Source organism: Acinetobacter sp. WCHA55 (assembly GCF_002165305.2).
Lineage (GTDB): Bacteria > Pseudomonadota > Gammaproteobacteria > Pseudomonadales > Moraxellaceae > Acinetobacter.
In genome coordinates this window covers 2,095,948-2,122,776 of record NZ_CP032286.1, presented here as the reverse complement: position 1 = coordinate 2,122,776, position 26,829 = coordinate 2,095,948, and the positions used below count along the sequence as shown (strand labels likewise).

The 26,829-nt window shown below is 41.5% G+C and carries 25 protein-coding genes and 1 pseudogene; 8 read left to right on the top strand and 18 right to left on the bottom strand.

The features are described from left to right. Positions 1–2 precede the first annotated feature (2 nt). On the top strand, positions 3–2,423 hold the full coding sequence (locus tag CDG62_RS13110; protein WP_087526919.1) for a CSLREA domain-containing protein: 2,421 nt from the start codon (positions 3–5) through the stop codon (positions 2,421–2,423). A gap of 76 nt (positions 2,424–2,499) precedes the next feature. Here CDG62_RS13110 and CDG62_RS13105 read toward each other — a convergent pair whose 3' ends face one another. The 5 genes from CDG62_RS13105 to CDG62_RS13080 form a co-directional block, all read right to left on the bottom strand. Further along, a complete protein-coding gene (locus CDG62_RS13105) occupies positions 2,500–2,904 on the bottom strand; it encodes a DUF3106 domain-containing protein (RefSeq protein ID WP_087526920.1) in 405 nt (134 codons plus the stop codon). After that, positions 2,894–3,211 carry a hypothetical protein gene (locus tag CDG62_RS13100; RefSeq protein ID WP_087526921.1) on the bottom strand — a complete coding sequence of 106 codons (318 nt, stop codon included), beginning with the start codon at positions 3,209–3,211 and terminating at the stop codon, positions 2,894–2,896. The genes CDG62_RS13105 and CDG62_RS13100 overlap by 11 nt, the downstream gene beginning before the upstream one ends. Next, positions 3,208–3,822 carry an RNA polymerase sigma factor gene (locus CDG62_RS13095; RefSeq protein ID WP_087526922.1) on the bottom strand — a complete coding sequence of 205 codons (615 nt, stop codon included), beginning with the start codon at positions 3,820–3,822 and terminating at the stop codon, positions 3,208–3,210. The genes CDG62_RS13100 and CDG62_RS13095 overlap by 4 nt, the downstream gene beginning before the upstream one ends. Before the next feature lie 161 nt (positions 3,823–3,983). Beyond that, positions 3,984–4,760, bottom strand: coding sequence for a TrmH family RNA methyltransferase (locus CDG62_RS13085; RefSeq protein WP_078425975.1), 777 nt, complete (start codon positions 4,758–4,760; stop codon positions 3,984–3,986). A 52-nt stretch (positions 4,761–4,812) separates the two neighbouring features. Beyond that, complete coding sequence (locus CDG62_RS13080; protein ID WP_087526923.1) at positions 4,813–5,787, bottom strand: class 1 fructose-bisphosphatase; 975 nt, start codon at positions 5,785–5,787, stop codon at positions 4,813–4,815. Positions 5,788–5,968: 181 nt separating this feature from the next. On the opposite strand from CDG62_RS13080, the gene CDG62_RS13075 reads away from it, so the two are divergent. Beyond that, positions 5,969–6,169 (top strand): NF038105 family protein, encoded by a 201-nt coding sequence (locus tag CDG62_RS13075; RefSeq protein ID WP_004980614.1) that lies wholly within the window; start codon positions 5,969–5,971, stop codon positions 6,167–6,169. A 58-nt stretch (positions 6,170–6,227) separates the two neighbouring features. Here the strand turns inward: CDG62_RS13075 and pal are convergent, their stop codons facing one another. From pal to ybgC, 6 genes are all read right to left on the bottom strand, one after another. Then, positions 6,228–6,797, bottom strand: coding sequence for a peptidoglycan-associated lipoprotein Pal (pal, locus tag CDG62_RS13070; protein ID WP_087526924.1), 570 nt, complete (start codon positions 6,795–6,797; stop codon positions 6,228–6,230). A gap of 53 nt (positions 6,798–6,850) precedes the next feature. Beyond that, complete coding sequence (gene tolB, locus CDG62_RS13065; protein WP_162904075.1) at positions 6,851–8,134, bottom strand: Tol-Pal system beta propeller repeat protein TolB; 1,284 nt, start codon at positions 8,132–8,134, stop codon at positions 6,851–6,853. A gap of 360 nt (positions 8,135–8,494) precedes the next feature. After that, positions 8,495–9,757, bottom strand: a complete 1,263-nt coding sequence (gene tolA, locus CDG62_RS13060) for a cell envelope integrity protein TolA (protein ID WP_087526926.1) — start codon at positions 9,755–9,757, stop codon at positions 8,495–8,497. Positions 9,758–9,760: 3 nt separating this feature from the next. Next, entirely contained in the window at positions 9,761–10,213 is a 453-nt protein-coding gene (gene tolR / locus CDG62_RS13055; protein ID WP_087526927.1) for a protein TolR, read from the bottom strand. Next, positions 10,213–10,911, bottom strand: a complete 699-nt coding sequence (gene tolQ / locus CDG62_RS13050) for a protein TolQ (protein WP_087526928.1) — start codon at positions 10,909–10,911, stop codon at positions 10,213–10,215. The genes tolR and tolQ overlap by 1 nt, the downstream gene beginning before the upstream one ends. Before the next feature lie 23 nt (positions 10,912–10,934). Further along, positions 10,935–11,342, bottom strand: a complete 408-nt coding sequence (gene ybgC, locus CDG62_RS13045) for a tol-pal system-associated acyl-CoA thioesterase (protein ID WP_087526929.1) — start codon at positions 11,340–11,342, stop codon at positions 10,935–10,937. 228 nt (positions 11,343–11,570) lie between these two features. On the opposite strand from ybgC, the gene CDG62_RS13040 reads away from it, so the two are divergent. Beyond that, a complete protein-coding gene (locus CDG62_RS13040) occupies positions 11,571–12,143 on the top strand; it encodes a hypothetical protein (protein ID WP_087526930.1) in 573 nt (190 codons plus the stop codon). A gap of 383 nt (positions 12,144–12,526) precedes the next feature. After that, positions 12,527–14,017, top strand: coding sequence for a DUF1254 domain-containing protein (locus CDG62_RS13035; protein WP_087526931.1), 1,491 nt, complete (start codon positions 12,527–12,529; stop codon positions 14,015–14,017). A gap of 693 nt (positions 14,018–14,710) precedes the next feature. On the opposite strand, the pseudogene CDG62_RS13030 reads toward CDG62_RS13035, so the two are convergent. The 4 genes and pseudogenes from CDG62_RS13030 to CDG62_RS13015 all read right to left on the bottom strand — a co-directional run. Continuing rightward, positions 14,711–14,950 (bottom strand): annotated as a pseudogene (locus CDG62_RS13030) (amidohydrolase); the annotation flags it as partial. A gap of 212 nt (positions 14,951–15,162) precedes the next feature. Continuing rightward, the gene (gene ruvB, locus CDG62_RS13025; protein WP_087526932.1) at positions 15,163–16,170 is read right to left on the bottom strand and encodes a Holliday junction branch migration DNA helicase RuvB; all 1,008 of its coding nucleotides are present in this window, start codon (positions 16,168–16,170) and stop codon (positions 15,163–15,165) included. A gap of 212 nt (positions 16,171–16,382) precedes the next feature. Further along, positions 16,383–16,985: a Holliday junction branch migration protein RuvA gene (gene ruvA, locus CDG62_RS13020; RefSeq protein WP_087526933.1), complete on the bottom strand. Its 603-nt coding sequence runs from the start codon at positions 16,983–16,985 to the stop codon at positions 16,383–16,385. Between the two features lie 126 nt (positions 16,986–17,111). Next, positions 17,112–18,452 (bottom strand): deoxyguanosinetriphosphate triphosphohydrolase, encoded by a 1,341-nt coding sequence (locus CDG62_RS13015; RefSeq protein WP_087526934.1) that lies wholly within the window; start codon positions 18,450–18,452, stop codon positions 17,112–17,114. Positions 18,453–18,888: 436 nt separating this feature from the next. On the opposite strand from CDG62_RS13015, the gene purL reads away from it, so the two are divergent. Next, a complete protein-coding gene (gene purL, locus CDG62_RS13010; protein ID WP_087526935.1) occupies positions 18,889–22,725 on the top strand; it encodes a phosphoribosylformylglycinamidine synthase in 3,837 nt (1,278 codons plus the stop codon). Between the two features lie 223 nt (positions 22,726–22,948). Beyond that, positions 22,949–23,077, top strand: coding sequence for a KGW motif small protein (locus CDG62_RS19750; RefSeq protein ID WP_265936510.1), 129 nt, complete (start codon positions 22,949–22,951; stop codon positions 23,075–23,077). Positions 23,078–23,244: 167 nt separating this feature from the next. On the opposite strand, the gene CDG62_RS13005 is transcribed toward CDG62_RS19750, so the two are convergent. Then, the gene (locus CDG62_RS13005; RefSeq protein WP_087526936.1) at positions 23,245–23,883 is read right to left on the bottom strand and encodes a hypothetical protein; all 639 of its coding nucleotides are present in this window, start codon (positions 23,881–23,883) and stop codon (positions 23,245–23,247) included. Between the two features lie 57 nt (positions 23,884–23,940). Between CDG62_RS13005 and CDG62_RS13000 the strand changes: the two genes are divergently transcribed. Beyond that, positions 23,941–24,255, top strand: a complete 315-nt coding sequence (locus CDG62_RS13000; RefSeq protein WP_087526937.1) for an NGG1p interacting factor NIF3 — start codon at positions 23,941–23,943, stop codon at positions 24,253–24,255. A gap of 232 nt (positions 24,256–24,487) precedes the next feature. Here the strand turns inward: CDG62_RS13000 and CDG62_RS12990 are convergent, their stop codons facing one another. Further along, positions 24,488–25,243 (bottom strand): nitroreductase family protein, encoded by a 756-nt coding sequence (locus CDG62_RS12990; RefSeq protein WP_087526938.1) that lies wholly within the window; start codon positions 25,241–25,243, stop codon positions 24,488–24,490. 101 nt (positions 25,244–25,344) lie between these two features. Next, complete coding sequence (locus tag CDG62_RS12985) at positions 25,345–26,145, bottom strand: enoyl-CoA hydratase-related protein (protein ID WP_087526939.1); 801 nt, start codon at positions 26,143–26,145, stop codon at positions 25,345–25,347. 104 nt (positions 26,146–26,249) lie between these two features. Between CDG62_RS12985 and CDG62_RS12980 the strand changes: the two genes are divergently transcribed. Then, positions 26,250–26,819, top strand: a complete 570-nt coding sequence (locus CDG62_RS12980) for a nicotinate-nicotinamide nucleotide adenylyltransferase (RefSeq protein ID WP_087526940.1) — start codon at positions 26,250–26,252, stop codon at positions 26,817–26,819. Positions 26,820–26,829 lie beyond the last annotated feature (10 nt).

Here is a 26,829-nt window from a genome sequence, read left to right as displayed (position 1 = left end):
ACATGAAACACTTTAAAAAAGGACTATTGGGTGTCATGGTGGTAGCTGCTATGACATTAATGGCTGCAGAAGATAGAACGATTTATGTCAATACATTTGAGGATGAAGATAATGTAAACATGAACCAATGTTCACTTCGTGAAGCAATCAAAACAGCTAGCTTAAATAAGGCTTATGGTGGCTGTAGTGCAGGGAACACAGGGGCAGGTCAAACCGATTATATTCAGTTGGAGGCAGGGACCTACAAACTGAATAAGGAAATTGTTCCCGAGTCTAAAGTGGTGGTTTTTGGGAAAAGCCCTTATTTAGATCGTGAAAAAAGCCCCATCACTTTTAAGTATCCTGCCCTAGGTGAATTAACTTCACGAATTGATGCAGGTGGAAAGTCACGTTTATTTAATACCATTACGAAGACCAGTTTGACGCTAGAGAATGTCATTTTAGAAAATGGTTATTCGGCGGATGAGGGTGGTGCTTTATTGGTCGGCGGAGCATTAACCTTAAATAATGCACAAATTCTAAATTCAAAGTCGGATAAAAAAGGCGGAGCACTCTATCTCGTTGGTCCTGGTGAGCATCAGGTGACTGTAAATAATAGTGTATTACAAGGCAACCAAGCGACTGTGGGTAGTGTTCTTGCAATGCAATGTTATGCAGGTCTCTTAGATGTAAAAACCAATATAGAGTTTAGTGCAAATAGTATTATTTCGAATGGCCAGATATCGAATCTGAATACATTTGATTTTTGTGGTAACCCAAAAGTTGCTATGGCGAATAATACGATTGCAAAAAATACAGTAAATTCGACAAATGGAAGCATTATTTATGCCGTCAATACCCGAGAACATAATCTGAGTCTTGAGGGTAATTTCTTATTGTCAAATAACACCATTGTAGAAAACAGTGCAGCAAGTGTTTTGGATTATGACGATTTCGGTACGAAATCATTGTACTACAATGTACTTGCATACAATGGAAACACCTCATGTCGCTATGTAGGTTCTCAGACGCTATCCGATAAATATGATGCTGGCGTGACAGCAGGCTACAATGCGTTTGATACGGCGACCAGTCAGTGTGAGCTGGCGGCAAGTGCACGAATACTCGATGGTACGACAGATACCAATATTGATGTGAAAAATGTGGCTATAGGAAGTCTACTTAGTTCCTTAACTTCGCCATCGAAATATAATTTATTCCGCCCAATGTATTTTCCGAAAGTGAATAGTGGTGGAGTTGATTTGCTTGATACCAACAGTAAATTGAGTTGTAACGATAGCGATCAGCGTGGTCTAGACCGTATTGTCGATGGAACATTGATGTTAGCTCCTGCGGAAGCCAACAGTTGCGATATTGGGTCGGTTGAGTTACGACGTTTAGCGGCAGCGGATATTACTGATTTAAAAAATACCTCGCAGGCGGAGCGTTTGCAAGTGTATGAAAATACCATTGAGGAATTAGAAGGTTTAATCGCCAACAAAGACACCAATCCAGACTTTTTGATCGAGTTTAATGAAGAATTAAAGCATTATAAAGAGCTTTTAGCAGCAACCAAAATACATCAAAAGTACCGGGCGATTTATGTCGATCCTTTCCAGTTTGTATTGCAAGATGAAGCAGTAGTCAACACTGCGGATGGTACATCAGCTTTAAAAGAAATGAACACTGAGAATTACACCATTACAGAAACGCAGGTATTAGGTGTGGGTGTGCTCAGCGCCAAAGATGGTGTGCTTGATACCTCAAAACTTAGAGCAGATCCAACTTTACGCTGCGAGTGGAAGGATGATTTAAAACAAATCATGATTTATCGCACTGATGGTAAGCCTACAACCAACACGGAATATGTCTATTGCCGATATAGCGTGAAGAGTAAAGCGACGCAGGCAATCTCTTCGGGAATTTTAAAAGCGGAGTTTACTAATATACAGCCGATTGCCAAAACGGATGAATATACGCTGAATTATGGTGGTACTTTAAAACTCAGTGTAAATCCACTTGCAAATGATAGTGATGATGGTGATGGTCCGATTAGTACAGTCACGGCTGAACATCAACGTCCAGCATTTTACCGTGATGGAAATGGAAAGGACTTAGCTATTCGTATTGTACGTCAAGATGCAGGCATTAATATTAAGCCAGAACGCACAGGTACTTGTCCAGGCGAATATGAAAAATATGTATGTTATGGCGGAAATATTGAAGTTGAAGTTCGCAATAATTTCAGTCCATTCCCTTATGAAATTGAATACGTGATCTATGATGCAGAGGCTGAAGAGTCTAAATCTGCGATGATGTATTTTACCAACACAGCTAAAAATACCAATACGAAAGCGAGTGGAGGTGGTGGTGGCTCAATGGGTGGTCTTGGGCTGCTTGGATTGTTGTCCTTAGCGTGGTTTAGACAACGACGAAAAATATAAATGAAGCCATAAAAAATGCCTCATATGAGGCATTTTTTATGGGTGTTGCTATGGTATTTAGATTCAACTAGGTATCTTAATGTGTGGCAGTGTTGCTATGGATGTATTTGTTGATATATTCATTTCGAATATTCACACGCTCATCTGCATCTGCTTTTTGCATGCGTACACGTAAATCACGACGTTCTTGGGTGCTCATCTGTTGCCAGGTGTCACGCATTTTTTGCTTTTCTTGTTCAGGTAACTGAGTAAACCAGTCCATACGTTGTTGCAGGGCTGCACTTTGCGAATCTGGCAGTTCTTTAAGTGACTGGTAACGTTGAATCAATGCACGTTGTTCTTCTTCAGACAACGATTCCCATGTTTCGGACACTTGGGTATCTGCATCTTTGGAAAAAATCCAAAAACGATCAAAACCTGCAAAACTGGTTTGTAAAAAACCTAGCGTGCACAGTGCAAAAGCGACACGTTTAGCTGCCATGTGGAACAGTGTCCTCACCTAAAACCAATAACATTTCTAAATCTTCAACCATTTGGGGTGAAAGTTTAGGTGTCGCAACCACTTGGTTGTGTGGTTTTTCATCAAGGGTTATAGAGTTTGGAAGTACGACAAAGCCGGCAATAGCTGCAGCTAAAGCAAAGCCAGACATTTTCCAAAGGCCGTAACGTGAGGACTTTTGATCTTGGATGTCATCAAGAACATGTTGCATCACCACGGGTTTGTTTTTGTGGTGTTGTGCGAGCCCATCAAGTTTGGAGGTTACTTGCTTTAAGAAATCATCTTTCATTCGGATGATCCTCCTAGATGTGGATTCAAATGTGCGAGAGCATTGCGTAAGCCTTGAATCGCACGGTGGTAATGAGTTTTAACGCTGCCTTCAGAGCAATTCATGATTTGCGCAGTGGTTGCAGTATCAAAACCTTCCCACGCGCGTAACATAAATGCTTGCTGTTGACGAACAGGAAGACCGGCAATGGCTTCTTGAATTTCATCAGCAGTGACAGCTTGACTTAAAAAGTCTGAAGGATTCAGCGCTCTCTCATCAACCACCTCATTTACTTCAAAATCGTCATCATCAAGGCTGACTTTTTTGAAGAATGAAAACGGTTGTGCTCGACGTGCCTCTTTACGGCGCCAATCCTGTAATTTGTTGGTTAAAATGGTATAGAACAGGGGATACCATTCTTCCGTAGATCGATCGGAATAAGATTTGTGTAATGAAATAAAGGCTTCTTGCACCAAATCCATAGCGATATCCTGCTGGTTTTGTGTAGCACTTTCCATCATCACTAAAGCACGACCAGTCACTTCTTGCATGAAGTTTTTTAGGCGAGATTCGGCTGTACTCTTAAGAATACTCGAATCTTGCATTTTAGACTGTTTGGGTGCTAAATCCATAGAGATGGAAAATCCTGTCATCGGATACCCACCATTATTTCCTCAATCATGTGCCTATAACGTTGGAAATAATGGTTTGGTTGACAACACAAGTAATTATTTTTTCTAGTGTAATCTATTTTTTCTGCTGAGCCGACTTTAGTTAATATAACTTAACGATTTTAAAGTCGTTGTCGTACCATTTCGAAAAAGCAGATTGAACCTGCAATAGCGACATTGAGAGATTCTTGGCCGCCGGGCTGTGGAATGCTCAGTGCTTGAGCATGTGCTAAAGCAAAGTCAGAAACCCCTTGGCCTTCATTACCTAAGATCCAGACACAAGCTTGTGTTAAATCTTTTTGATATAAACTTTCAGCCTGATGCGAGCTGGTCACATACACTGGAATTTCAAAGCGTTCGAGTACATCTTCAATGGCAACGTTTTCATACGTGTTGAGTGAGAAGTGTGCACCCATGCCTGCACGTAATACACGTGGTGACCAGAGTGCTGCAGAACCTTTGGTACAAATAACTTGCTTGATACCCGCTGCCGCAGCAGAGCGTAGTAGGGTGCCGACATTGCCTGGATCTTGAATATTTTCCAAAATCAGGGTATCCAAGCTAAAGTCTACACTTTGGCTTGAACTTGGTAAGTCGACAACTGCCAAGAAGGGTAAAGTAGTCCCCAATGTGCTTAAGTCACGATACAAGCTTTCAGCAATGACAAAAACAGCACCTTCATATTCATCTAGAATATCGCAAATATCAGGGTGCTCGAGTGCATTTTCAGTGGTGAAAATAGAATTGAGCTTCTTCTTTTTTTCAACCCAAGCTAAGCCTAAGTGTGTTCCTTCAAGCACGGTTTGACCTTGCTTTTTACGGTAACTACTTTGTTCGATTAAACCACGTAGATGTTTAATCTTTGGGTTGTCTTTTGATTCAAGAAAAACGATTGACATGGGGGAGACTCATGCGCATAACGCGTTAGATGGTTATGCGCATTTAAAAAAATTAGTTGTGGTAGCCAGTCACTAAATCGACTTCGTTTTTAGAACCAATAATCACAGGAACACGTTGGTGTAGGTCAGTTGGTTGAATGTCTAAAATACGAACGCGACCCGTTGTAGATGCACCACCAGCTTGTTCAATCAACATACTCATAGGGTTTGCTTCATACATTAAACGCAAACGACCTGCTTTTTTCGGATCTTTGAGGTCGTATGGATACATGAAAATACCGCTACGGCAAAGGATACGGTGAATGTCACCCACCATACATGCCACCCAACGCATGTTGAAGTCTTTGTCGCGCGGGCCTGTTTTACCTGCAAGCAGTTCTTCAATATAACGTTTTACTGGATTTTCCCAGTGACGTTGGTTTGATGAGTTAATGGCATATTCTTTGGTATCTGCTGCTACTTGAATGTTTTCAGAGGTGAGTAAGAATTGTTGAGCTTCTGGATCAAAGGTAAAGAATACTGTACCAGCGCCGACTGTTAATGCCAACATGGTTGATGGGCCATAAAGCACGTAGCCCGCAGCAACTTGCTGGTTGCCTGCTTGCATAAAGTCTTCAGCTTGTGTCACTGCATTTTTTGCAGGTAAAATTGAGAAAATAGTACCCACACACATATTGATGTCGATGTTGCTTGAACCATCAAGTGGGTCAAATAAAACCAAATATTTGCCATTTTCTTGAGCTGGTGTGAATTCATCTAATTCTTCAGACGCTAAACCGCCAACTTGTGGGTGGATTTTTAGAGCATCAATCAAATAATCATTTGAAATCACATCCAGTTTTTTCTGTTCCTCACCTTGCACGTTTTCATGCTGCGCACTGCCTAAAACACCTGCTAAAGCGCCTTTTTGCAAAGCTTGATCGATGGTTTGGCAGGTACTAGCAATAGTGCTAATCACTTGTGCCAATTCAGGCGTAAGATTTCCCGTATGTTGTTCTAAAAATTGGGACAGATTGAGATATGACATAAGGGGGAGGACTCCACTAAAACTTGAATACGTAACAAAATCAATATTGCGCTATATTTTAGTCGAGAACGATGCAAAAGAACAATTAAACTCGACTATTTGCTGTGATTTTACCCTTGCAAGTCTTGTGGAAAGTGCTATGTTGATGGAAGGAATATCAGGTAAAAATAGGAGCACAACAATGACAACGCAAAAATTTGATGCGACTCCAACGCCGAGCGAAGGGATTAACTTAGATGATATTTCAGACGATAGTGTGAAAAAAGCATGGCAAGACTACGAAGCAAAAGCTGAGTATAAAAAGTTCAATAAACATGACATGATTGAATCTATGCAACATGCTGAAGAATCTGATGAAAATCCTAAGCCTGAACAAGTTTAAGTCATAAAAAAGCGCTCATTGAAAGGAGCGCTTTTTTATTTCAGTTGCGATACCCGCATTATTTTAAAAGTGGTGGTACTGCTTCGTAGTTAATTTCTACGCGACGGTTTTCTTTCCATGCATTATCGTCATGGCCTGTGTTGATTGGCATTTCTTTACCGTAACTAACGGCTTCAAGTTGGTTCGGACTCACACCTGTGGTGATTAAGAAACTTTCAACAGCTTTGGCACGTCGCTCACCTAATGCCATGTTGTATTCACGTGTACCGCGCTCATCGGTATGACCTGTTAACGCTACACGCGAATTTGCATTTGCCATTAAGAATTGTGCATGGGCTTGTAGCGTTTGATAGTCATCATTGCTGAGGTCGCTGCTGTCATAGTCAAAATGCACAACGCGTTTTGCTAAAAATGCTTTGTTTGCTTCAGTCACGCCTTTTGCTGATGCACCTGCAAGATTTTGTGCATTTAAAGCAGCATCTTCACTTAGACCTTGAGTGTTGACTGTGGTTGAACCATTGGGGTTTTGGCCAGCTTCAATTGTTGCCGCAGGTTTGCGGCTCGCACACCCTGTCACCACAAGAGCAGTCGCTAAGATTGGAAGGGCTAAAAGTTTGATCGATTTCATTCTTCATCTCCATGAAAATTGATGATTATTAAAAAGGCTAGTCTTTAAAAAATTTATTTGGGTGCCCAAGCCGGCTCACGAACTTCACCTTGTTCACTTGGTAAATTCATACGGAAACGGCCATCTAGTGACATGATTGACAACAAACCACGTGAACCTTCACGCGTTGCATAAACCACCATTTGCCCATTTGGCGAGAAACTTGGTGACTCATCCAAACTGGTTGGCGTTAAAATATTGGTGACACTTGAGTTTAAATCTTGAATAGCGACTTTATAGTTACTACCGCTTGGACGGTGGACCAGTGCCAGCTTTTTGCCATCGGCACTGAGCGTGCCACGTGCATTGAAAGCACCACGGAAGGTCAAACGGTTATAACTGTTATTTGCCAAGTCATAACGGTAAATTTGTGCAGAACCACCACGGTCAGAAGTAAAAATAAATGACTTACCATCTGGCGCATAACGTGCTTCAGTGTCAATGGCGCTGTCGTTGGTCATACGTTGCAGTTGACGGGTTTCCAAGTTCATTTGGTAGATTTCTGGGTTACCATGCATAGAGGCCGTAAACAACATACTCTTCCCGTCAGGAGAGAAGCTTGGTGCGCCATTTAGACCACGGAAGCTCGCAAGTTTTTCGCGAGCACCTGTGGAAAGGTCTTGGACATAAATTGCTGGACGTTTGGTTTCAAAAGAAACATATGCAATTTTCTTAGCATCTGGCGTCCAAGCAGGCGATAGAATTGGGTCACGTGACGTTAAAATTGTTCGTGGTTGCTCACCATCAGTATCTGCGATCTGTAGTGTATAGCGTTGCTCTGGTGTAGCAGCATTACGCAGTACATAAGCAATACGACCGCTAAAGTCCCCTGGAATACCTGTTAATGCTTGATAAATAGCATCACTAATCATGTGTGCAGCAGAGCGAATACGTGATGCTGGAACAGTTAATAATTCATTTAAAAGATATTGTTGTTTTTGGACATCATACAGTTGGTAATGAACTTCGTAGCTACCATTTTCAGTGGTTTTGACTGTTCCTGTAACGACATATGGAACACCTGCTGTTTGCCAGTTGGCTGCGTTCGGGTTATTTATACTGGCTGTTGCAGGCAAATTTTTTGAAGCACTGGTAAATTTCCCTGAGCGGTTTAAATCCGTTTCAATAATGGGATAGAGACTGCTGTCATTGCTAAAAGGTACGATTGCAATTTTAGGCGCTTCTTCGGGTGCTTTTGCAATTTCTAAATGAAGTTGAGCATGTGCTTGAGTCACGAGGACTGGGCTGAAAGTAGTTAAAATAGCTAGGCTAAGAAGGTGTTTACGCGTCATTTCCATCATTCGTTATTTACTCAAACAAACGGCTTTTATGTTGGGTTTAATTGTTCTACATAATGGCATGATTTTCTAATATTAAAAGCATGAAATTATGACTGATCTGTTATAACACTGTGAAAAAAGAGTAAGAGTTAAGTCGTTTAAGCGTAAATGAAAAAACGCATATGCAGATGTGTGTGATAAGAGGCAGTGGCGACTCGCTTGTATGGAGTGAAATATAGACTGCAATTAAAGACTTCACATCGATTACTATTGAACATGTATACATATTAAACGTATTTAAAAATAAGTTATTTGAGTGTGTAAAAATACTGTAAATATGGCTGGAAAAATCCCCCTGATTGTTCAGAGGGATTTGGGTTATTTGGCAGTAAAGGATGATGTAAAGCTTTGCGCTTGCCGGCGTGCTTCTGGATCAGAAGGCATTGGATAGGGTGCCGCAGAACGAACAGCTGCTTCAACGCTGGCTTTCATGTCAGGATCACTTGAGCTCACGATCACAGAGCGTACAGCGCCGTTATCTGAAAGGGTCACACGTGCTGTCGCTGTTTTCCCACTTGAGCCAGCAGGGGTATCCCATGCACGCTTAATTTTATTTTCAAAGTCTCGTTTTGCCGTGGACGCAATTTGTTTGGCCTCAGCTTTCTTTTGTGCAGCTTCTTCGGCAGCCTGTTTGGCAGATGAAGCACGTGCTTCTTCCGCTGCACGTTCTTTTGCTTCAGCATCGGCTTTACGTTTTGCATCAGCGGCAGCCTTGGCTTTTTCTGCATCTGCTTTGGCTTTTGCATCAGCGTCAGCTTTGATTTTCGCTGCATCTGCTTTAGCTTTGGCATCGGCATTTGCCTTGGCTTTATCGGCATCTGCTTTGGCCTTCGCATCAGCGGCGGCTTTTGCTTTGTCCGCATCGGCTTTACGTTTTGCATCAGCGGCAGCCTTGGCTTTATCTGCATCCGCTTTAGCCTTTGCATCCGCCGTAGCTTTAGCTTTATTGGCATCAGTAATTTGCTGCTGCTTTTTAGCGAGATCCGCTTTCTTTTGTGCCTCTAGCTTCGCTTTTTGTACTGCCTCTGCTTTTTTTAAGGCTTCTAAGTTTTCTCGGCGTTTGGCGTCTGCTTCGGCTTTCGCGGCTGCATCTGCTTTGGCTTTCTCAGCATTTTTAGCTTGCTCCGCTGCACGGGTAGCAGCACGTTCTTGCTGAGCTTGTAGTTTTTCAGCTTCAGCCTTTGCACGTGCTTGAATCTGCTGTTGTAGTTCAGCTTTACGTGCTGCCGCTTCAGCGGCTTTGGCATCCACTGCTGCTTTTTGAGCATCGACTTTTGGCACAACGGGTGTTATAGGTGATGCTGATGGGATAACAGGTGCAGGCTCTACAGCGGGCGGAGCCGTTTGTGTGATTTCTTTAGCGACATTTTCGTGTGCTGTTTCAGTAAACTCTGTTTCTTCAAGCGTAACAGGCTTTAAGTCCTCAGGTTTGATGAGCACAGTTCTAATTTGCTTCGGTGGCTCTGGTGGTTTACTCATACCAAGATAAAGTAAGCCAACAACAGCAATCACATGGACACCAAAGGTAAATCCAAGCGCGATGGCTTTTTGTTTAAAAGGTGGCTTTTTTAAATCTTTCATAAATTACTTTAATGGCTCTGTGAGTAATCCAACTTGGCTGAGACCCGCTTCTTGTAGGCTGTTCATGAGTGACATGACTTCGCCATAAGAGCGTGTCTGTTCACCCTCCACAACCACGGTTAAAGTTTTATTTTCAGCCTGAGCTTGTTGCTGTGCTTCACTTAAAATAGACGTCAATTCGGATAAAGCCAAAGGTTCAGCAGAACTATGTGTTTTATATTTAAGGAAATAGCGACCTTCTTTATCTAAGCTGACCATTGCAGGTGCATCTTTTGATTCAATAGGGTTGCCATTGGCCTGAGGAAGATCGACATTGATGCCGCTGGTAATCATGGGGGCGGTGACCATAAAAATCACTAATAATACGAGCATGACGTCAATATATGGGACGACGTTCATCTCACTTTTTAGTGGTTTCTTAATGCGCTCGAAGCGTCCTGAACGTTGAATTGCCATCAGTCATGTTCCTTAGTTTCACCCAAAGACTGACGTTGTAATAGCGCCACCATTTCTTCTGCAAATAAAGCACGATCAGAGTAAACTGTTTCACCTTTTCCAGTGTAATGGTTAAATGCCAATACCGCAGGAATCGCTGCAAATAAACCAATCGCTGTAGCAATAAGAGCTTCAGCAATACCTGGTGCAACTGTTGCAAGGGTGACTTGATCTACGTCAGCTAAACCAATGAACGCATTCATGATGCCCCAAACAGTACCAAATAAACCGACATAAGGGGCAACAGAACCAATGCTGGCCAAAGCGCCTAAGCCTTGTTCAAGTTGGCTTTGGTCACGACTTAGCCCTACACGTAAAATACGTTCTGTACCTTCAATGGTTTGTGCTGGAGCAGCATTGCGTTTTTTTAGTTTTAAAAACTCGCCTAAACCTTGATAAAAAATATCCTCAAGGCCGACACGTTTGGAGTTAAGTTGAGCATTGTTATACAGCGTATTGAGTTCGGCACCAGACCAAAAGATTTTTTGGAAATGGTCATCGTCTGCCTGTGCTTTTTTATAACTCATGTGTAACTTGGCAATCAGATACCAGCTAAACAGCGAGGCCAAAAGTAAAGCCAGCATTACCAATTGTACGACTGGGCTTGCTTGTAAAATGAGGTCTGAAACGTGAAGTGTGGATTCTAATTGATTTGCCATAGTTACACAGGAGCCGAGATTTTTTAGATTTGTTCTAACTCTTTACGAATTAGATCGCGAATTTCATCTGGCAAACGACGTGGTCGCATTTCAGCGCTAATACACGCCAATTCAACTTCGCCAGATGCCAACAAGATTTCACCACGATAAATATTTTGTTGCAATACAAATGACGTAGCTTTACACGAAACTACACTTGCTGTAACAGTAATTAAGTCATCCATGAGGATTGGACGTTGATATTTGACATTAATTTTATGCACCACGAAGTTGTAGTCTTTTTGGTGCCAGTAATGGTCTACACCAGAGGCACGTAACCATTCGGTGCGGGTACGTTCCATAAAGCGAATATGGTTGGCATGATAGACAATACCACCTGCGTCAGTGTCTTCAATATATACACGAATCTGAAATTCGAACTTATTCGCCATGATAGTGTTCCATGTCTAGATTTAATGTTGTGTTGCAAAGTCCAAGATGATTTAAAACTGCAGGGAGGAATTGCAGTGATTCTTGGTCTAAGTTAAGGGCTGTTAATGCCTTGAAGTTTAGCAGTTTGAGATGACCGTCCAATGGCACAAGATTTCAATCTGAAAACTGATGGGGGATAGAATAAAGAATTAAAAATGTGAATTTCAGTTTGAAAGATTGGGGGAAAGATGAGTCGCCGTGCTTATTTAATTTGGATTATTGTCATTGTATTAGGCATTTTTTATTGGTGGAAACCTAGCACCAATGTTGAGAGTGCTCAGGACTATCAACGTATTAGTACAGATGTGCAAACCTTTAATGGTTATACCATGACCAATCTTGCGAACTATGAAGGGCAATTTCGGGTTTTATCACGGGAAGATTACCATTCGGGACGTGAAGCTGAAATCAGTCCTGTCGATTTCGCTTTGGGGTGGGGCGCGATGGCTGATCCTGCCGTCTATAAACAGCTTTCAATACGCCAAAGCAATCGCTGGTATTACTGGCGTTATGAGAATCAGCCACCCATTCCTCGACATGACATTGAAACGCAGAGTGCCAATACACATTTAATTCCAGCCAATAGCACTGTTGCCAAACAGTTGGCAAAGATTGATGAGGATGATCTGATCTATCTGAAAGGGCATTTGGTTGAAGTTAAAGCAACCGATGGCTGGACGTGGCGCAGCTCACTCAGTCGCGAAGATACGGGTGATGGAGCATGTGAGTTGATGTTGGTGGAAGAAGTGAGGGAGCTTTAGTTTTTGCGATGCCAATGATGAGGACCAAAAGAGAATTGCTCGATGGTTTACATCATATAAATAATCAAAAGGTGATTTCGAATGATCACCTTTATCACATGATTTTAATTAGCTTTTCATTTTTCAGCTTCCATTTGCTTTGGCCAATTTATATAGATCCTTGCGCGCTAATTAAGTTAAATAAATGGTAGTATCGCGATCGTCAGTTTTTGTATAAGTGATGGAGCCAGTTGGCGATAGTGCTAAATGGAACACTTAAACAGGGAAGCTTCTTGCCAGTAAAAGCATTATTTGCAGCAATCAGTATGGGTTTGGGGCCTTTATTGAGATAAAACTTGCTGCTGATTATGCCATTTAAGCTGGATGATATTTAAAGGAATATAATGAATCTTATAAAAAACAGCATAGTTAAGCGTTTAGCTATGATAGGCAGTATTTTATTGATATTGCTCATTATTGTTTTAATTAGTAGCGCCAACCTTAGAAATAAGCTGGGATGTTTGCTGCTGATAAGTGGCGTCAATCAAGCCTCTTGTGTTGTTAACTTGCCTCTTCCCATGGACGATGACGTAGCCGAAGCTGAAGCCTTAGCATTAGGCTATGAGGCGTATACGACGGGTGTGGTATACGCCCGCTCGCAAATTTTGATGGAAAAGGATACTCATCCAGAAGCGCCATTAAATGCACCGATTAATGAATTCAATATTTACCCTAACCTTGCCACTCCCGACTCGGCCATCGATTTTACGCCGAATAACGATACGGTTTATGGTCTTGCATGGTTGGACTTAAGTCAGGGACCTATCATTATTGACGTGCCTGAAATCCCAAATCGCTATATGGTCATTCAGGCAACGGATTGGGCGCTCAATACATTTGCTTATATTGGCACTCGCGTTCATTCCAAACCGGGTCGTTATGCTTATGTCCCTAAGGGATGGCACGGTGAAATTCCAAATGTTATCGAAACATTTGAAGCGCCAACCAATGGTGTATTTCTACAAGCACGAATTGTTGTTACGCCAGAAACACCCGAAGATATTCAACCCGTCGTTGCGATGTTAAAGCGCCTTACCCTCACGCCGCTGAATAAAAATGCAATTTACGCTAAAACCAAGAAGGGAACACCAGTACCTAATCCCAAGCTGAATAATCCAATTTGGCAGTCACTTGATTTTTACACTCTTTTAAATCGTGCCTGGACATTTGGTGGCGTGCGTGATACCGATAAAGAAGTGGTAAAACAATTCTCCAGATTAGGTATTGGCCCGAATTTGACCTTTGATCCTGAAAAATTAACTGCCGCTCAACGAAGAGGACTAGAAAAAGCCGCAAAAATGGCCTTTCAACGCGTGCCAATGCATGGTATGGAGCGAGGTAAGGGATTAAACAGCTGGCGTTTTACCACGCTTTTAGGTTCATACGGCAGTGATCGTCTGCTTGCGTCAACTGTCGCTATGATGGGCTATGGTGCCAATAAAGCGGAGGAAGCATTATATCTTCCTGCATTCTTAGATAATGAAAACCAACCACTTATCAGTGGTCGAAAATATAAAATCCATTTTTCTGCGAATAATTTTCCGCCCGTTAATTACTTTTGGTCAATTACCCTTTACAGCCGCCCTGAAAATCAATTAAAAGCCAATCCTATCAACCGCTATGCGATTGGCGATCGAACACCGTCATTAGTTAAAAATGCCGACGGTTCGATTGATATTTTCGTTCAGGAACAACCGCTATCAAAAGAGCAAAAGGGCAATTGGCTTCCAAGTGGTGAGCCCGGCCAATTCTGGATGATTTTAAGAATGTACGGTCCAAAAGAATCAGTACTTGCAGGCAACTATATCCCACCAGAAATTACCAGAGTGCGATAATTTGATGGATATTGTTACTCTTTTGGGAAGCATAATTGTTGCTAAACGGTAAGTTTTAGTTTGATTGTTCTGCTTTAATCATCTAGGAGATATATTAGAAGTCGTTCGCAAATGAATGACTTTTGTTTCTCGCTTAGGTGATTAGAGCAGTTATAACACCACAAATCTGAATTCTTATTCTGATATCGCATCCAATATGCATTTAAGTTTTGATATTAAGAATAGCTCGAATAAAGAATATTTCTGAAAGTAGTCATTGGTCGATCAACATTCAATGTGATGAAAAGGGCTACTTTTATTACTTATTGATGAGCAAAATTACTGACTCTCAAGTGCTAATAGCTCTTTGGATAATCGCTAATGTTCAATCTCAATTGAAGACAAGATGTACGCTATTTCCTGTAAATCCTCTGTATGAAACTCAATATTTGCAGATTGAATGTTACCTTTCAGATATTGCGCTTGATTAATTCCTAGTTCTAGAGCGTGTGAGTTGATGTTGGTGTAAGAAGTGAGGGAGCTTTAGCTTTTTGCAGCGTCGATGATGAGGATCAGAATAGAATTGGTCGATGGTTTAGACCATATACATAATCAAAAGGTGATCCTGAGTGATCACCTTTTTCATAGGATTTTAATTAGCGTTTTTCATTTTGCAGCTTCCATTTGCTCTGTATCTGATTTGCGAACTTAGGGTACTCCAGTTTTTGCAAAGCCAGTTTTAACCTCTATGCCATAGGACTTAAGTTCCATTTGAACCAGTTTAGATGTATTCACTTCCATATTGCCTAGCTCAGGATGTTGGTGAATGTTCTGGCGTAGCTGAATAGTCCGTGTTTCATTCTTTTCGACAGCTGTATCAATCCAATCGGCAAAACTCAATGGACTAGCCAATAAAAGCGAGGCAAAAAAATAGGATAATGGAAAGCGTTTCATGAAATACACAGCCTTGTGAACTATAATTATTTGAGCTGTAAAACATGCCATTCGTAATTCAAGAAGGCAAAAACCATATAGGTATATTTAATGGATTTAAAGGTATAAAAGGGAATATCAGTCATCTTGAATATTCAGCAATTTAAATCAAGCCTTTCCTCAAAACTGAGATTAGAGAAAATGAAAAAGGGAGAATAAATCTCCCTTAAAAATCATTTTTCTTTTGGTTCGGGCGGTGTCATTCCAAACTGCAAATACGCCATATTGGTGGCAATCCGTCCACGCGCAGTACGCATGACGTAACCTTGCTGAATTAAGTAAGGTTCAATGACATCTTCCAAAGTACCTGAGTCTTCCGCCATAGCTGCGGCTAGGGCTTCTACACCGGCAGGTCCACCATCAAAACGTTCAAGCAGCATACTTAGATAGCGACGGTCTAAGGTATCTAAACCATCTTTATCGACCTTTAGCATATCCAAGGCGCGCTGTGCCATGTCTTGTGTCACTTCGCCTGTACCTTTCACTTGTGCATAGTCACGTACGCGACGTAAGAGTCGGTTGGCAATACGGGGTGTACCACGCGAGCGACGGGCAATTTCTGCCGAGCCTTCATGCGTAATCGGCACATCCATTAAATTGGCAGAGCGGGTAACAATATGGGTCAAATCTTGAACTGAATAAAACTCCAGTCGCTGCACAATGCCAAAACGGTCACGAAGGGGTGACGTCAGTAGGCCCGCACGCGTCGTTGCAGCCACCAAAGTAAATGGTGGTAAATCCAATTTAATGGAACGAGCAGCAGGACCTTCACCAATCATGATATCGAGTTGGTAGTCCTCCATGGCAGGATATAGAATTTCTTCGATTACAGGGGAAAGACGGTGAATTTCGTCAATAAACAGTACATCGCCTTCTTCTAGGTTGGTCAGCATGGCAGCCAAATCACCGGCACGTTCTAACACCGGTCCTGAAGTTGACTTTAAATTTCCCCCCATTTCACGCGCAATAATATTCGCGAGTGTGGTTTTTCCCAAACCGGGTGGGCCGAAAATCAGGGTATGATCCAGTGCTTCCGCACGTCCACGGGCTGCACCAATAAAGATTTCCATTTGTTCACGGACGACAGGCTGACCAATATAGTCATCGAGTGAAGTTGGACGAATGGCACGATCAATATGATCTTCGGGTTTTTCGGAACCACCGATGAGACGGTCTTGCATATGGGTTAAATCTATCTCTTTACAGTCATTCGAGGTGGATTAACTCACAGCCTCAAAAATCTTTTAGGTTTTTATGCCTTTGTGTAGGCAATTTCACTTTTGACTGGGCAAAAGTGACAAAACCCATTTGTTAAACTGATGCTACATCCTTGTAGCACAGTTTAACGGCGACATCCATGTCGCCTGCGTGTATCCAAAATTATTGGACATTGTTATTTATTCATCGACTTGAGTGCTGCACGGATGATGTCACTTGCTTCAGTGAAATCACCTTTGGCTGCATTCACCAATTTTTGTGCTTCTAGAGGTTTGTACCCTAAAGACTGCAATGCAGCTTCGGCTTCTGCAACGGCAGAGTTGCCTGTGAACTGGATTTGTTCAACGGTTGAGTTGCTTGGCGCTGTGCCTGAAGACATCGCTTTAAAGCGATCGCGCAGTTCAATCATCAGGCGTTCAGCGGTTTTCTTACCGACACCAGGGACTTTAACCAAGGTGTTGATGTCTTCATGTTCAACGGTATGAATCAGCATGTCTACACTGAGGGTGGAAAGAATACCCAAAGCCATTTTTGGACCGACACCGTTCACTTTGAGCAGGGTGCGAAAAATCAGTTTTTCCTGTTGATGTAAAAAACCATAAAGCAATTGAGCATCTTCACGCACGGCAAGGTGCGTCCATAGGGTAATTTTCTGCCCTTTTTGTAGTTGGCAAAAGGTCGTCAGTGGTGTATCAATTTCATAACCGACACCATTTACATTTAAAAGTACGGTGGGTGCTTCTAGTGCGAAGACTTCACCAATAAGACATCCGATCATGTTGTGTGATTCACTTTTTTATCAATGGTTGCATAGTAGTGAGCATTGCGCAGAAAGGCAAAAGACTCACGAAAAATTGAGCTCGGATTGATGGCTTTATCATCAAATTGGATGCTGATGACAAGTTTAAATCAATCCAGCTTTATTGCCTTGTAACTCTTGAGACAAGTTATACGCTTGGTGATCTGAAAACTTAGAAATAATATCTAAGACCTGCATGATATTTTCATAATGGTTACTGCCAAAGTGTGCACCAGAACGACATAAAATGGCCATTAAGCGCTGCTCTTTAAAACTTAAGGTTTTATGCGGTGTAGTGAGCGGAATAAAGGCATCTAAAATATTTTGCAAACTTTGATGAGCAATAATTTCCAAACCAGCTTTTTGCGGGTGTTCAAATATTTTATCGCGAGCTAAATCCTTAGCACGATTAATGCCTAACTCAATATCAGCAGCACAGTATTGCAATAAACTGCCAGCCAGTTGTCCACTTAAAATTTCAAAATGATGCTTGGCAAAAGCAGATGTGACTTCTTCAACCAGACGTTTCATTACCCGTCCGCGTAACGCTGCAATTTTTTGCTGCCACGTGGTATCTGGCATAGAGAGTTCTACTGGTGCACTATATTCACCAAGCAAGCTTAAAAAAATTGGTTCAACTTCTTCATAAGACAACATGTTTAAAATGATGCCATCTTCAAGGTCAATCAGGGCGTAGCAAATATCATCTGCTGCTTCAAGTAAATAAGTCAGCGGATGGCGACAATAATGATATTCACCCAGTTGAATCAGTCCGAGTTGCTCTGCGATTTGTTGCAGGATTTCTTTTTCTGCCTGATAGCAGCCAAATTTGGCACGTTTACTGGCGGGGGTATCGCCTTGTGATTCGATAGTTTTCGATAGCCATGGATATTTTAAGTAAGCTCCCAACGTTGCATAGGTTAGACGCATGCCACCATCATTAGGATGATAGTCAATTTTAGTCAGTAGACGCAGACCTTGGGCATTGCCTTCAAACTGACGCACATCGGCTTGTTCCTCTACTGAAAGTTTCTCTAAAAAGTTGCCATGTGATGCATCATCAAACCATTCACGAATGGCATATTCACCTGCATGACCAAACGGTGGGTTGCCAATATCATGTGCTAAACAAGCCGCTTGAATAATGGCTCCAACATCGGCAGGGGAAATCCACATTGGTAGTTCGTCTTTGATTTTTTCCGCTGCGAGCATGCCGAGCGAGCGCCCAATGCAGGAGACTTCGAGTGAATGGGTTAAACGAGTATGAATGCCATCGTGTTGAGTCAGTGGATGGACTTGGGTTTTTCGGTTCAGTTGGCGAAAGCTTTGGGAAAAAATAATTCGGTCATAATCTTTGTGAAATGGGCTACGTGCCAATTCGGTATTTTGTTTTTTACTTCCAATACGAACTGTTGAGAGCAGTTCTAACCAACGCATTTGCATCATTTATCGTTATTCAGTGATTGTTTGGCTTCATCATGCCAAAAAAGTGTGACGAGCTCTAGAGGGCTGCGACATAAGTTGTCTTTTAATTTATGCGGTATTAAATTTTCATCAATAGAGCATCTTAAAGCAGTCCTGTTTGTTCTCAAGGAGGCTATCAACTTCTTTATTTGTAACTTGAGTATCAATTGACAATGGTTTTTAAAATCGAATCAAAGCCTAAAACTCGGGCATCTTTGAAATTTATCCCTTAAAACATTTGTTACTAATCATGTTTGATTTTTAAAGTCAAAGTAAATTGATCTTTTAAAACAAAGAAATCTCACTTTTTTAAGTCGTAGACGACTAGCTGATTTTGGCAATACACAGTAGAATATGCGCTCTCTTCAAGTCACATTGAGGTAGGTTGTCTAGACCTGCCCGTGGAGCCAAAAACAGCATGTTTATCGTTGCCGGTGCACCTGCACACTCTTCTTTTAAGCAAACACAACTTTTAACACGTTTATCGTCTATCAGTTCTGTTCAATCAATAGAAAGCCAATGGGTTTACCTTTTCGACCAAGCGCTCGACGAGCAACAACAGCAATCTGCTTTACAGCTATTAAATGATGGTGCAACTTTCCAAGTTCGCCAAGCGACAAATGATGAAGTTCAAGTCCTTGTGACGCCACGTGTAGGTACAATTTCGCCGTGGTCATCAAAGGCAACGGATATTTTTGCAAACTGTAACACCCCGATACACCGCTTAGAACGCGGTGTTTTATTTACTTTAAAGGGTATTTCTGAAGTATCGGATGCAGTAAAACAAGTTTTGCATGACCGTATGACTGAAAGTGTGTTCAATCAAATTGAAGACGCGGTTGCTTTGTTCTCTGAAACAGCACCAAAGCCTTTAAATGCAATTGACATCTTAGGTCAGGGTAAAGACGCTTTAGTGAAGGCGAACTCTGAGTTTGGTTTTGCACTCTCTGATGAAGAAATTGATTATTTAGTTGCTGCTTTTAACAAGCTCGGCCGTAATCCACACGATATCGAACTGATGATGTTTGCTCAGGCAAACTCTGAGCACTGTCGTCATAAAATCTTTGGTTCTGAATGGACAATTGATGGTGAAAAACAGCCATTGTCATTGTTCCAAATGATTAAAAATACTTATAAAGAATCACCGACAGATGTATTGTCAGCATATAAAGACAATGCTTCGGTGATTGTTGGTTTTGATACTCAGCGTTTCTATCCGAAGAAAGATGAAGCGACGGGTCACCACGTTTATAAATACAAGAGCCAAGCTGCTCACATCCTCATGAAAGTGGAAACGCATAACCACCCAACAGCGATTGCGCCATTTGCGGGCGCTGCGACCGGTTCGGGCGGTGAAATTCGTGATGAAGGCGCAACAGGTCGTGGTGGTAAACCAAAAGCAGGTTTAACAGGCTTTACGGTTTCAAACTTAAATATTCCGGGTTTTGAACAGCCTTGGGAAGAAAACTACGGTAAACCATCTCGTATGGCATCGCCACTTCAAATCATGATTGAAGGTCCATTGGGTGGTGCTGCGTTCAACAACGAGTTTGGTCGCCCTGCGTTAAACGGTTACTTCCGTACTTTTGAACAAAACGTGAATGGCGATGTGAAAGGCTTCCATAAGCCAATTATGATTGCGGGTGGTTACGGTAATATCCGTCCAGACCACGTGGAAAAAGATGCGATTCAACCGGGTGATTTACTGATCGTTCTTGGTGGCCCTGCAATGCTGATCGGCCTTGGTGGCGGTGCGGCATCTTCTGTGGACAGTGGTAAACTGGGTGAAAACCTCGACTTCGCTTCTGTACAACGTGAAAACCCTGAAATGGAACGTCGTTGCCAAGAAGTGATTGATGCATGCTGGCGTATGGAAGACTTCAACCCAATCGTGTCTGTGCATGACGTGGGTGCAGGTGGTGTTTCAAATGCAATGCCTGAACTGGTGAATGACCACGAACTGGGTGCAATTCTTGATTTGCGTAAGATCCCATCGCTTGAGCCAGGCATGTCTCCAATGGAGATCTGGTCAAACGAAGCGCAAGAACGTTATGTGTTGGCGATTCGACCAAGTTCTTTAGAATTATTTGAATCAATCTGTGCACGTGAACGTTGTCCGTTTGCTGTTTTAGGTGAAGCAACTGAAGCGCGTCAATTGACAGTGAACGATCCATTGTTTGATAACAAAGCCGTGGATATGCCAATGCAAGTCATGCTAGGTGGTACACCTCGTATGAGCCGTTCGTATGAAACGATTGAACGTCAAGGCGATGACTTTGATGCATCTAAAGTCACAGATTTGAAAGATGCGATTTACCGTGTACTTAAAAACCCAACGGTTGCATCGAAATCATTCCTGATCACCATTGGTGACCGTTCAATTACAGGTATGGTTGCACGTGATCAGTTTGTAGGTCGTTGGCAGGTTCCTGTTGCAGATGCAGCAGTGACGACAACAAGCTTACAAGGTTACACAGGTGAAGCAATGGCGATGGGCGAACGTCCACCTGTTGCATTGTTAAATCCTGCGGCATCTGCACGTTTATCGGTTGCAGAGTCGATCTCAAATATTATGTCTGCAAAAATCGACCAGATCAGTGACATTAAATTGTCTGCAAACTGGATGGCGGCGGCAGGGCAAAAAGGTGAAGACCAAGCTTTATTCGAAGGTGTAAAAGCCATCGGTATGGAAATGTGTCCTGCACTCGGTATTGCAATTCCAGTGGGCAAAGATTCATTGTCAATGCGTACTACTTGGAATGATGAAGGCGAAGATAAGTCAGTAACTTCACCGATGTCAGGGGTAATCACAGCCTTTGCTCCTGTGACTGATGTGCGTAAAACCTTAACACCTGAATTGAAAAATGAAGAATCAGTACTGGTTCGTATTGATCTTTCGAAAGGTCAGTTCCGTCTAGGTGGTTCGATCCTTGCTCAGGTTTATAAAGCGATTGGTTCAGTGACACCTGATGTGGATAGTTTTGATGACTTCAAAGCTTTCTTTGCCTTGGTTCAAGATTGGAACAACCGTGGCTTAATTAAGGCTTACCACGACATCGGTGATGGTGGTTTGCTTGCAACTGTTGCGGAAATGATGTTTGCAGCACGTCTCGGTGTGGCTTTAGAAGATCAATCAACTGAAAGTCTATTTGCAGAAGAAATTGGTGCAGTGCTTCAAATCAGCGCATCTGATTGGGCAACACTTGCAGACGAAGTTGCGGCATCTACATTACGTGATGCAATTGCGGTGATTGGTACGGTAAACAATACTGATCAGTTGACTGTAAATGGATTAGTGCTTGAACGTGCAGACTTGCAAGTGGCGTGGACTGAAGTGTCACATCAGATTCAACGTCTACGTGATAATGTGGAAACAGCGGATCAAGAATTTGCATTGATCACGGACAAATCACATGCAGGTATTATTGCAAAACCTACATTTGATTTGAATGAGCCAATTGAAGCACCGTATATCAACGAACGTCGTCCAAACATGGTGATCTTACGTGAACAAGGCGTAAATGGTCATGTTGAAATGGCTGCGGCATTCGACAAAGTTGGTTTTAACACTGTAGATGTGCACATGAGCGACTTACTTGCAGGTCGTATCAGCCTAGATGACTTTGAAGGTCTTGTGGCGTGTGGTGGTTTCTCTTACGGTGATGTCATGGGTGCGGGTGGTGGCTGGGCGAAATCAGTTTTGTTCAACCCGAAACTTCGCGACCAATTTGAAAAATTCTTCAACCGTGACGAAACGTTCTCTCTTGGTATTTGTAACGGCTGTCAAATGTTGTCGCAATTGGCTCCACTGATTCCGGGGGCTGAAGCTTGGCCGCGTTTCCATCGCAACACTTCTGAGATGTTTGAAGCACGTGCAGTTAACGTTCGTGTTGAAAAATCGAACTCTGTATTGTTAGAAGGTATGGAAGGTTCAATCCTGCCGATCGCAGTTGCACATGGTGAAGGTCGTGTGGTGACAAGCGCGGATAACTTGGCTGCATTAAATACAGGTCATCAAGTGATCTTGCGTTATGTTGATAGTCAAGGGAATCCAACTCAGCACTATCCAATGAACCCGAATGGTTCACCAGAAGCGATTTCAGGTGTTACATCGAAAGATGGTCGTGCAACGATTATGATGCCGCACCCTGAACGTAACTTCCGTGCTGTACAGCATTCATGGAAGCCAGAAGAGTGGACTGAAGACGGTGCATGGTTGCGTATGTTCCGCAATGCACGTAAGTTCATTGGTTAATCTGAAGTCAGTGTTTTGAAAGCCACCTTCGGGTGGCTTTTTTATTGAAACGTCTTTTTTGTTTTTTAATTTTTTATTTCTCCCGCTGATGTTGGTTTAGATTTTGCTTTTATATTTGTGTGAAAGTGATATTGTGTAATAAATGCACAAATATCATGCAAAATAGAAGAAAGATGGATCACTAAACAATTTCAGTATCAACACTCATGTATGAGGTGATGACATGATTAAAACAGTTACATACGAAGCAGTCGATAAGTCTGCATTGCGTAAAAAAGGATGGAAGTTGTTTGCTGTGATTTTGAGCTTGCAATTGATCTTTTTGATTTTGGGTTATACGTTGCAGATGTGATTTTGAGAATGAAGAAACCGCCGTGAGGCGGTTTTTTTAAGATATTACTTTTGAAACAGAAAGAATCTATTTCTGCAAGGGAATAAAAATACTTGGTCAGGCTGATGGAGCGGTTTTGCTTCACAGTCTGACGGGTGGCATCCATGTCGCTAGTAATGTAATTGAATTTAGTCTTTGAAAATGTTTTCGTAAAAATATATAAAATCATCATGAACTTCATAATCATCATGAGATGAATTTTGAGCTTCTGCAAACCATGAACCATTAGATAATTTTTTAACAAATCCAAAGCTGATGAGATCCATATTTGGTAATGGAATGCTAATTATTTTTTCAGAAGAATTTACGCTGAACTCGGTATATAAATTTTCGATTAATGTGATTAAATAATTATTGAGCTTAGTAATAATATACATATATTTATCAAATTCTTGCTTTGAGGTTTCGAGTCCTTTAAAAAGAAATGTCGCTCGCCCTATCATTCTTGCTTGTTTTTCTAGGTAGGTTTGATCAAGTATTCCTAAAATTTCAATGCCTAATTCTAAATTGTCTTTGTCTTTAAAAAACTTTTCGATAAATCCAACGTTTATATTTTCAGCCTCTTGAATAAAAGCTAATAATTGTTTTTGTTCTTTCAAAGTTCGAAATTTAGTATAGCTTTCAATTGAACCTGTAATTAAAGATGCAAAAGGGATAGATTTAATTGTGTCTTCTAGCAGAGTAGTGGCTGTTTTAAAGATAATTTCATCTGCTAGGTTCTCAGCTGTTGTTAAAGCAAGTTCACGGGCAATATTTTTATTAGACATAGGTAAAGTCGATCAATATGATTGATTCGATATTAAGAAAATATACATTAAAGCGCTATGCTCAAACTCATCTACTATGTTCCCGAATCTCACCTTGAATCTACCAAACTTGCGATTTTTGAAGCAGGGGCAGGTGGTATCGGGAATTATGAACACTGTGCATGGCAGGTTCTCGGCACAGGCCAGTTTAAACCTGTAAAAGACGCAAATCCATTTATAGGTGAGTTGGATGCTTTGGAACAAATTCCAGAGTGGCGGGTGGAAACCATTGTTCCAGAGGAAAAAGCTTCTGCTGTGGCAAAGGCTTTAAAATTAAGTCATCCCTATGAAGAACCCGCTTTTGAGTTTACTCAGATGGTCGATGTACTTTAATGATGAACCTAAAAATATATTTGATACACGTTAACGGCATTCGCAACTGTTTGAGGCAGGACTTAATTTATCAGATAAAGTTTCTGCGACTAAATTGATAAACGACGGAATAGAACGAGTTTTGCGAATGACAATGGTTTTGTCTACTTTTCCCGAAAGAAAAGTAGGTCGAACCGAAGGTTAATCCTGAAATTAAAACTTTAATGAAAAGATTCCATTGAGAAAACTAATATTAAACCTTCTGAATAAATAACTCACGATCAAAACGATACTGTGGGAAAAACACCCCGTCGGTCGCACGCTCACCTGCACCAATCACCATCACAGGATATTGCTGCTCGTTTAGATTCAAAATTTTACGAACCAAAGGCTCATCAAAACCTTCCATCATACAACTATCAAAACCATAGGCACGTAAAGCTAAAACTAGGTTCTCACAAGCTAAAGCTGTGGTTTTACTTGCCCAAAGTTTAGCATCGGCTTGATTAAACGCGGTTACAGGCAATTGTTTATCTAAGCTACGTGCAATTTTGAAAGCAACTTTCTTAAAGTTACCAAGTGTATTTAAGTAACCTGTCTTATAGTTATAAGGAATGAACTTATAATATTTCTGTACAGCCGCAGGTGCTTCAGGAAAAGGGAACTCTGTAATGTTGCGTTTTGCCATTTCATCATTACGGTCTGTACGTGCGACACGCACGATCAGTTCTGATGCTGTTTTTGCTGCAAGTTGATTTAGGCAAGCTTTGACCAGTTGATTTTTCTTAGTTGGGTTCTGCACCACATAAAAAGTCCAAGGCTGTAGATTAGATGAGTTTGGTGCAAGCAGTGCCAAATCTAAACAGTCATCAAGTACTTCAGATGGAATCTCTTTCTTGGTGAATTTGCGAACCGAACGACGGCTCTGGATGACTTTTTTAAAATTCTCAACATCAATATCTTGTGGCGCAGGCTCAAAATAGCGTTTTTTTTCTGTAGTGTTCGACATAAGCAGTTTTCCGAATGGTTTTTACATATGTTGGGACGGAAAATAAAAAAACCACTGTGTAATGTTAAACACAGTGGTTTTCGTCATTCAACTATCAAAGATTAGTTGAACTGGGTGAAATCAGGTTTACGTTTTTGCATAAATGCTGATACTGCTTCCATCATTTCAGGCGAACCAACGCGATCCATAAAAATTTCAGCTTCGTGATCAATCCAAGCCACAATTTCATTCACATTATGTTTCATCAGGCCTTTAGACTTAACCAAGGATGCTAAAGGTAAAGCAGACAATTGTGCTGCTTTTTTAGCTGCTACTGCATATACATCATCTTCAATACTGTTCACAAGGTTTGCAGAAACCGCAGTTGCACTGTCAAACTTCTGAGCGGTCAGCAGTAATTCTGCAGCTTTGTGGTAGCCTGCTTGTTCTACCAATAATTTGCTTGAAGCTCCTTCAGGTGATAAGCCAAGGCTGACAAATGGAATTTGGAATAGGGCAGTGTTGTCGCTATAAACCAAATCACAATGTAATAAGATCGTTACCCCAATACCAATTGCCACGCCACGTACAGCAGCAATTAACGGTTTAGAAAACTTTGCCGCAGATTTAAGTAAAATAAATGGAGGACCTTCTGCTGCAGGGGCTTGACCTTTTTGCGCCGCAGATTTCATGAAATCTTGCATGTCGTTGCCTGCGGTAAAGTCCGCATCTTCACCACGTAGAATGACAGCACGAACGCTATTGTCTAGATCAGCTTCATCTAAAGCTTTCGCGATCCATAAATAAAGTTCGCCATACAACGCATTCTTTGCTTCAGGACGGTGAATGGCTAATGTCAGTACGCCATTGTCTAATTTTGCATTCAAATGTTGATGAGGTTGTTGAATACAGCTCAGTGTCATCGTACTATCCTTGCTAGAAAGTTTGGTTTAATTTTATGGGATCATTATGTCGCATAATTTTATGATCGACACAACTGACCAGTTCATAAAAAAGTAAAAGATTTATGCCATATACATTTGATTATCTCGTATTCATTGGTCGCTTCCAGCCATTTCACTTGGCACATATGCAAACCATCAAGATTGCTTTAGAGCAAAGTCAAAATGTCATTTTGGCTTTAGGGTCTGCGCAAAATGAACGAAATACGAAAAATCCATTCTTAGCGTCTGAACGTGAAGAAATGATTTTATCGAACTTTTCAGAAGCACATCAAAAACGGATTCACTTTGTACATGTAGTTGATGTTTATAATGATGTTAAATGGGTGCAATTGGTAAAAAAATTAGTGAATCATGTAGTCACACCTGAGGCTAAGGTTGGACTGATTGGCCATTTTAAAGATGATTCCTCGTATTATTTACAGCTTTTTCCTGAGTGGCAAATGGTTGAGCTTGATAGCCTACAAGATGCGATGTCTGCAACACCCGTTCGTGAAGCTTATTATCGTGGGGAAATTTTAGAACAAGCGTTTCCTTTAGGGACGAGTGATTTTTTACATAAATTCCAACAAAGTGAAATTTATAAACAGTTGCAACACAAATTTTTAACTCAGGACACATCCAATTTAGACTAAGGTTCTCAGT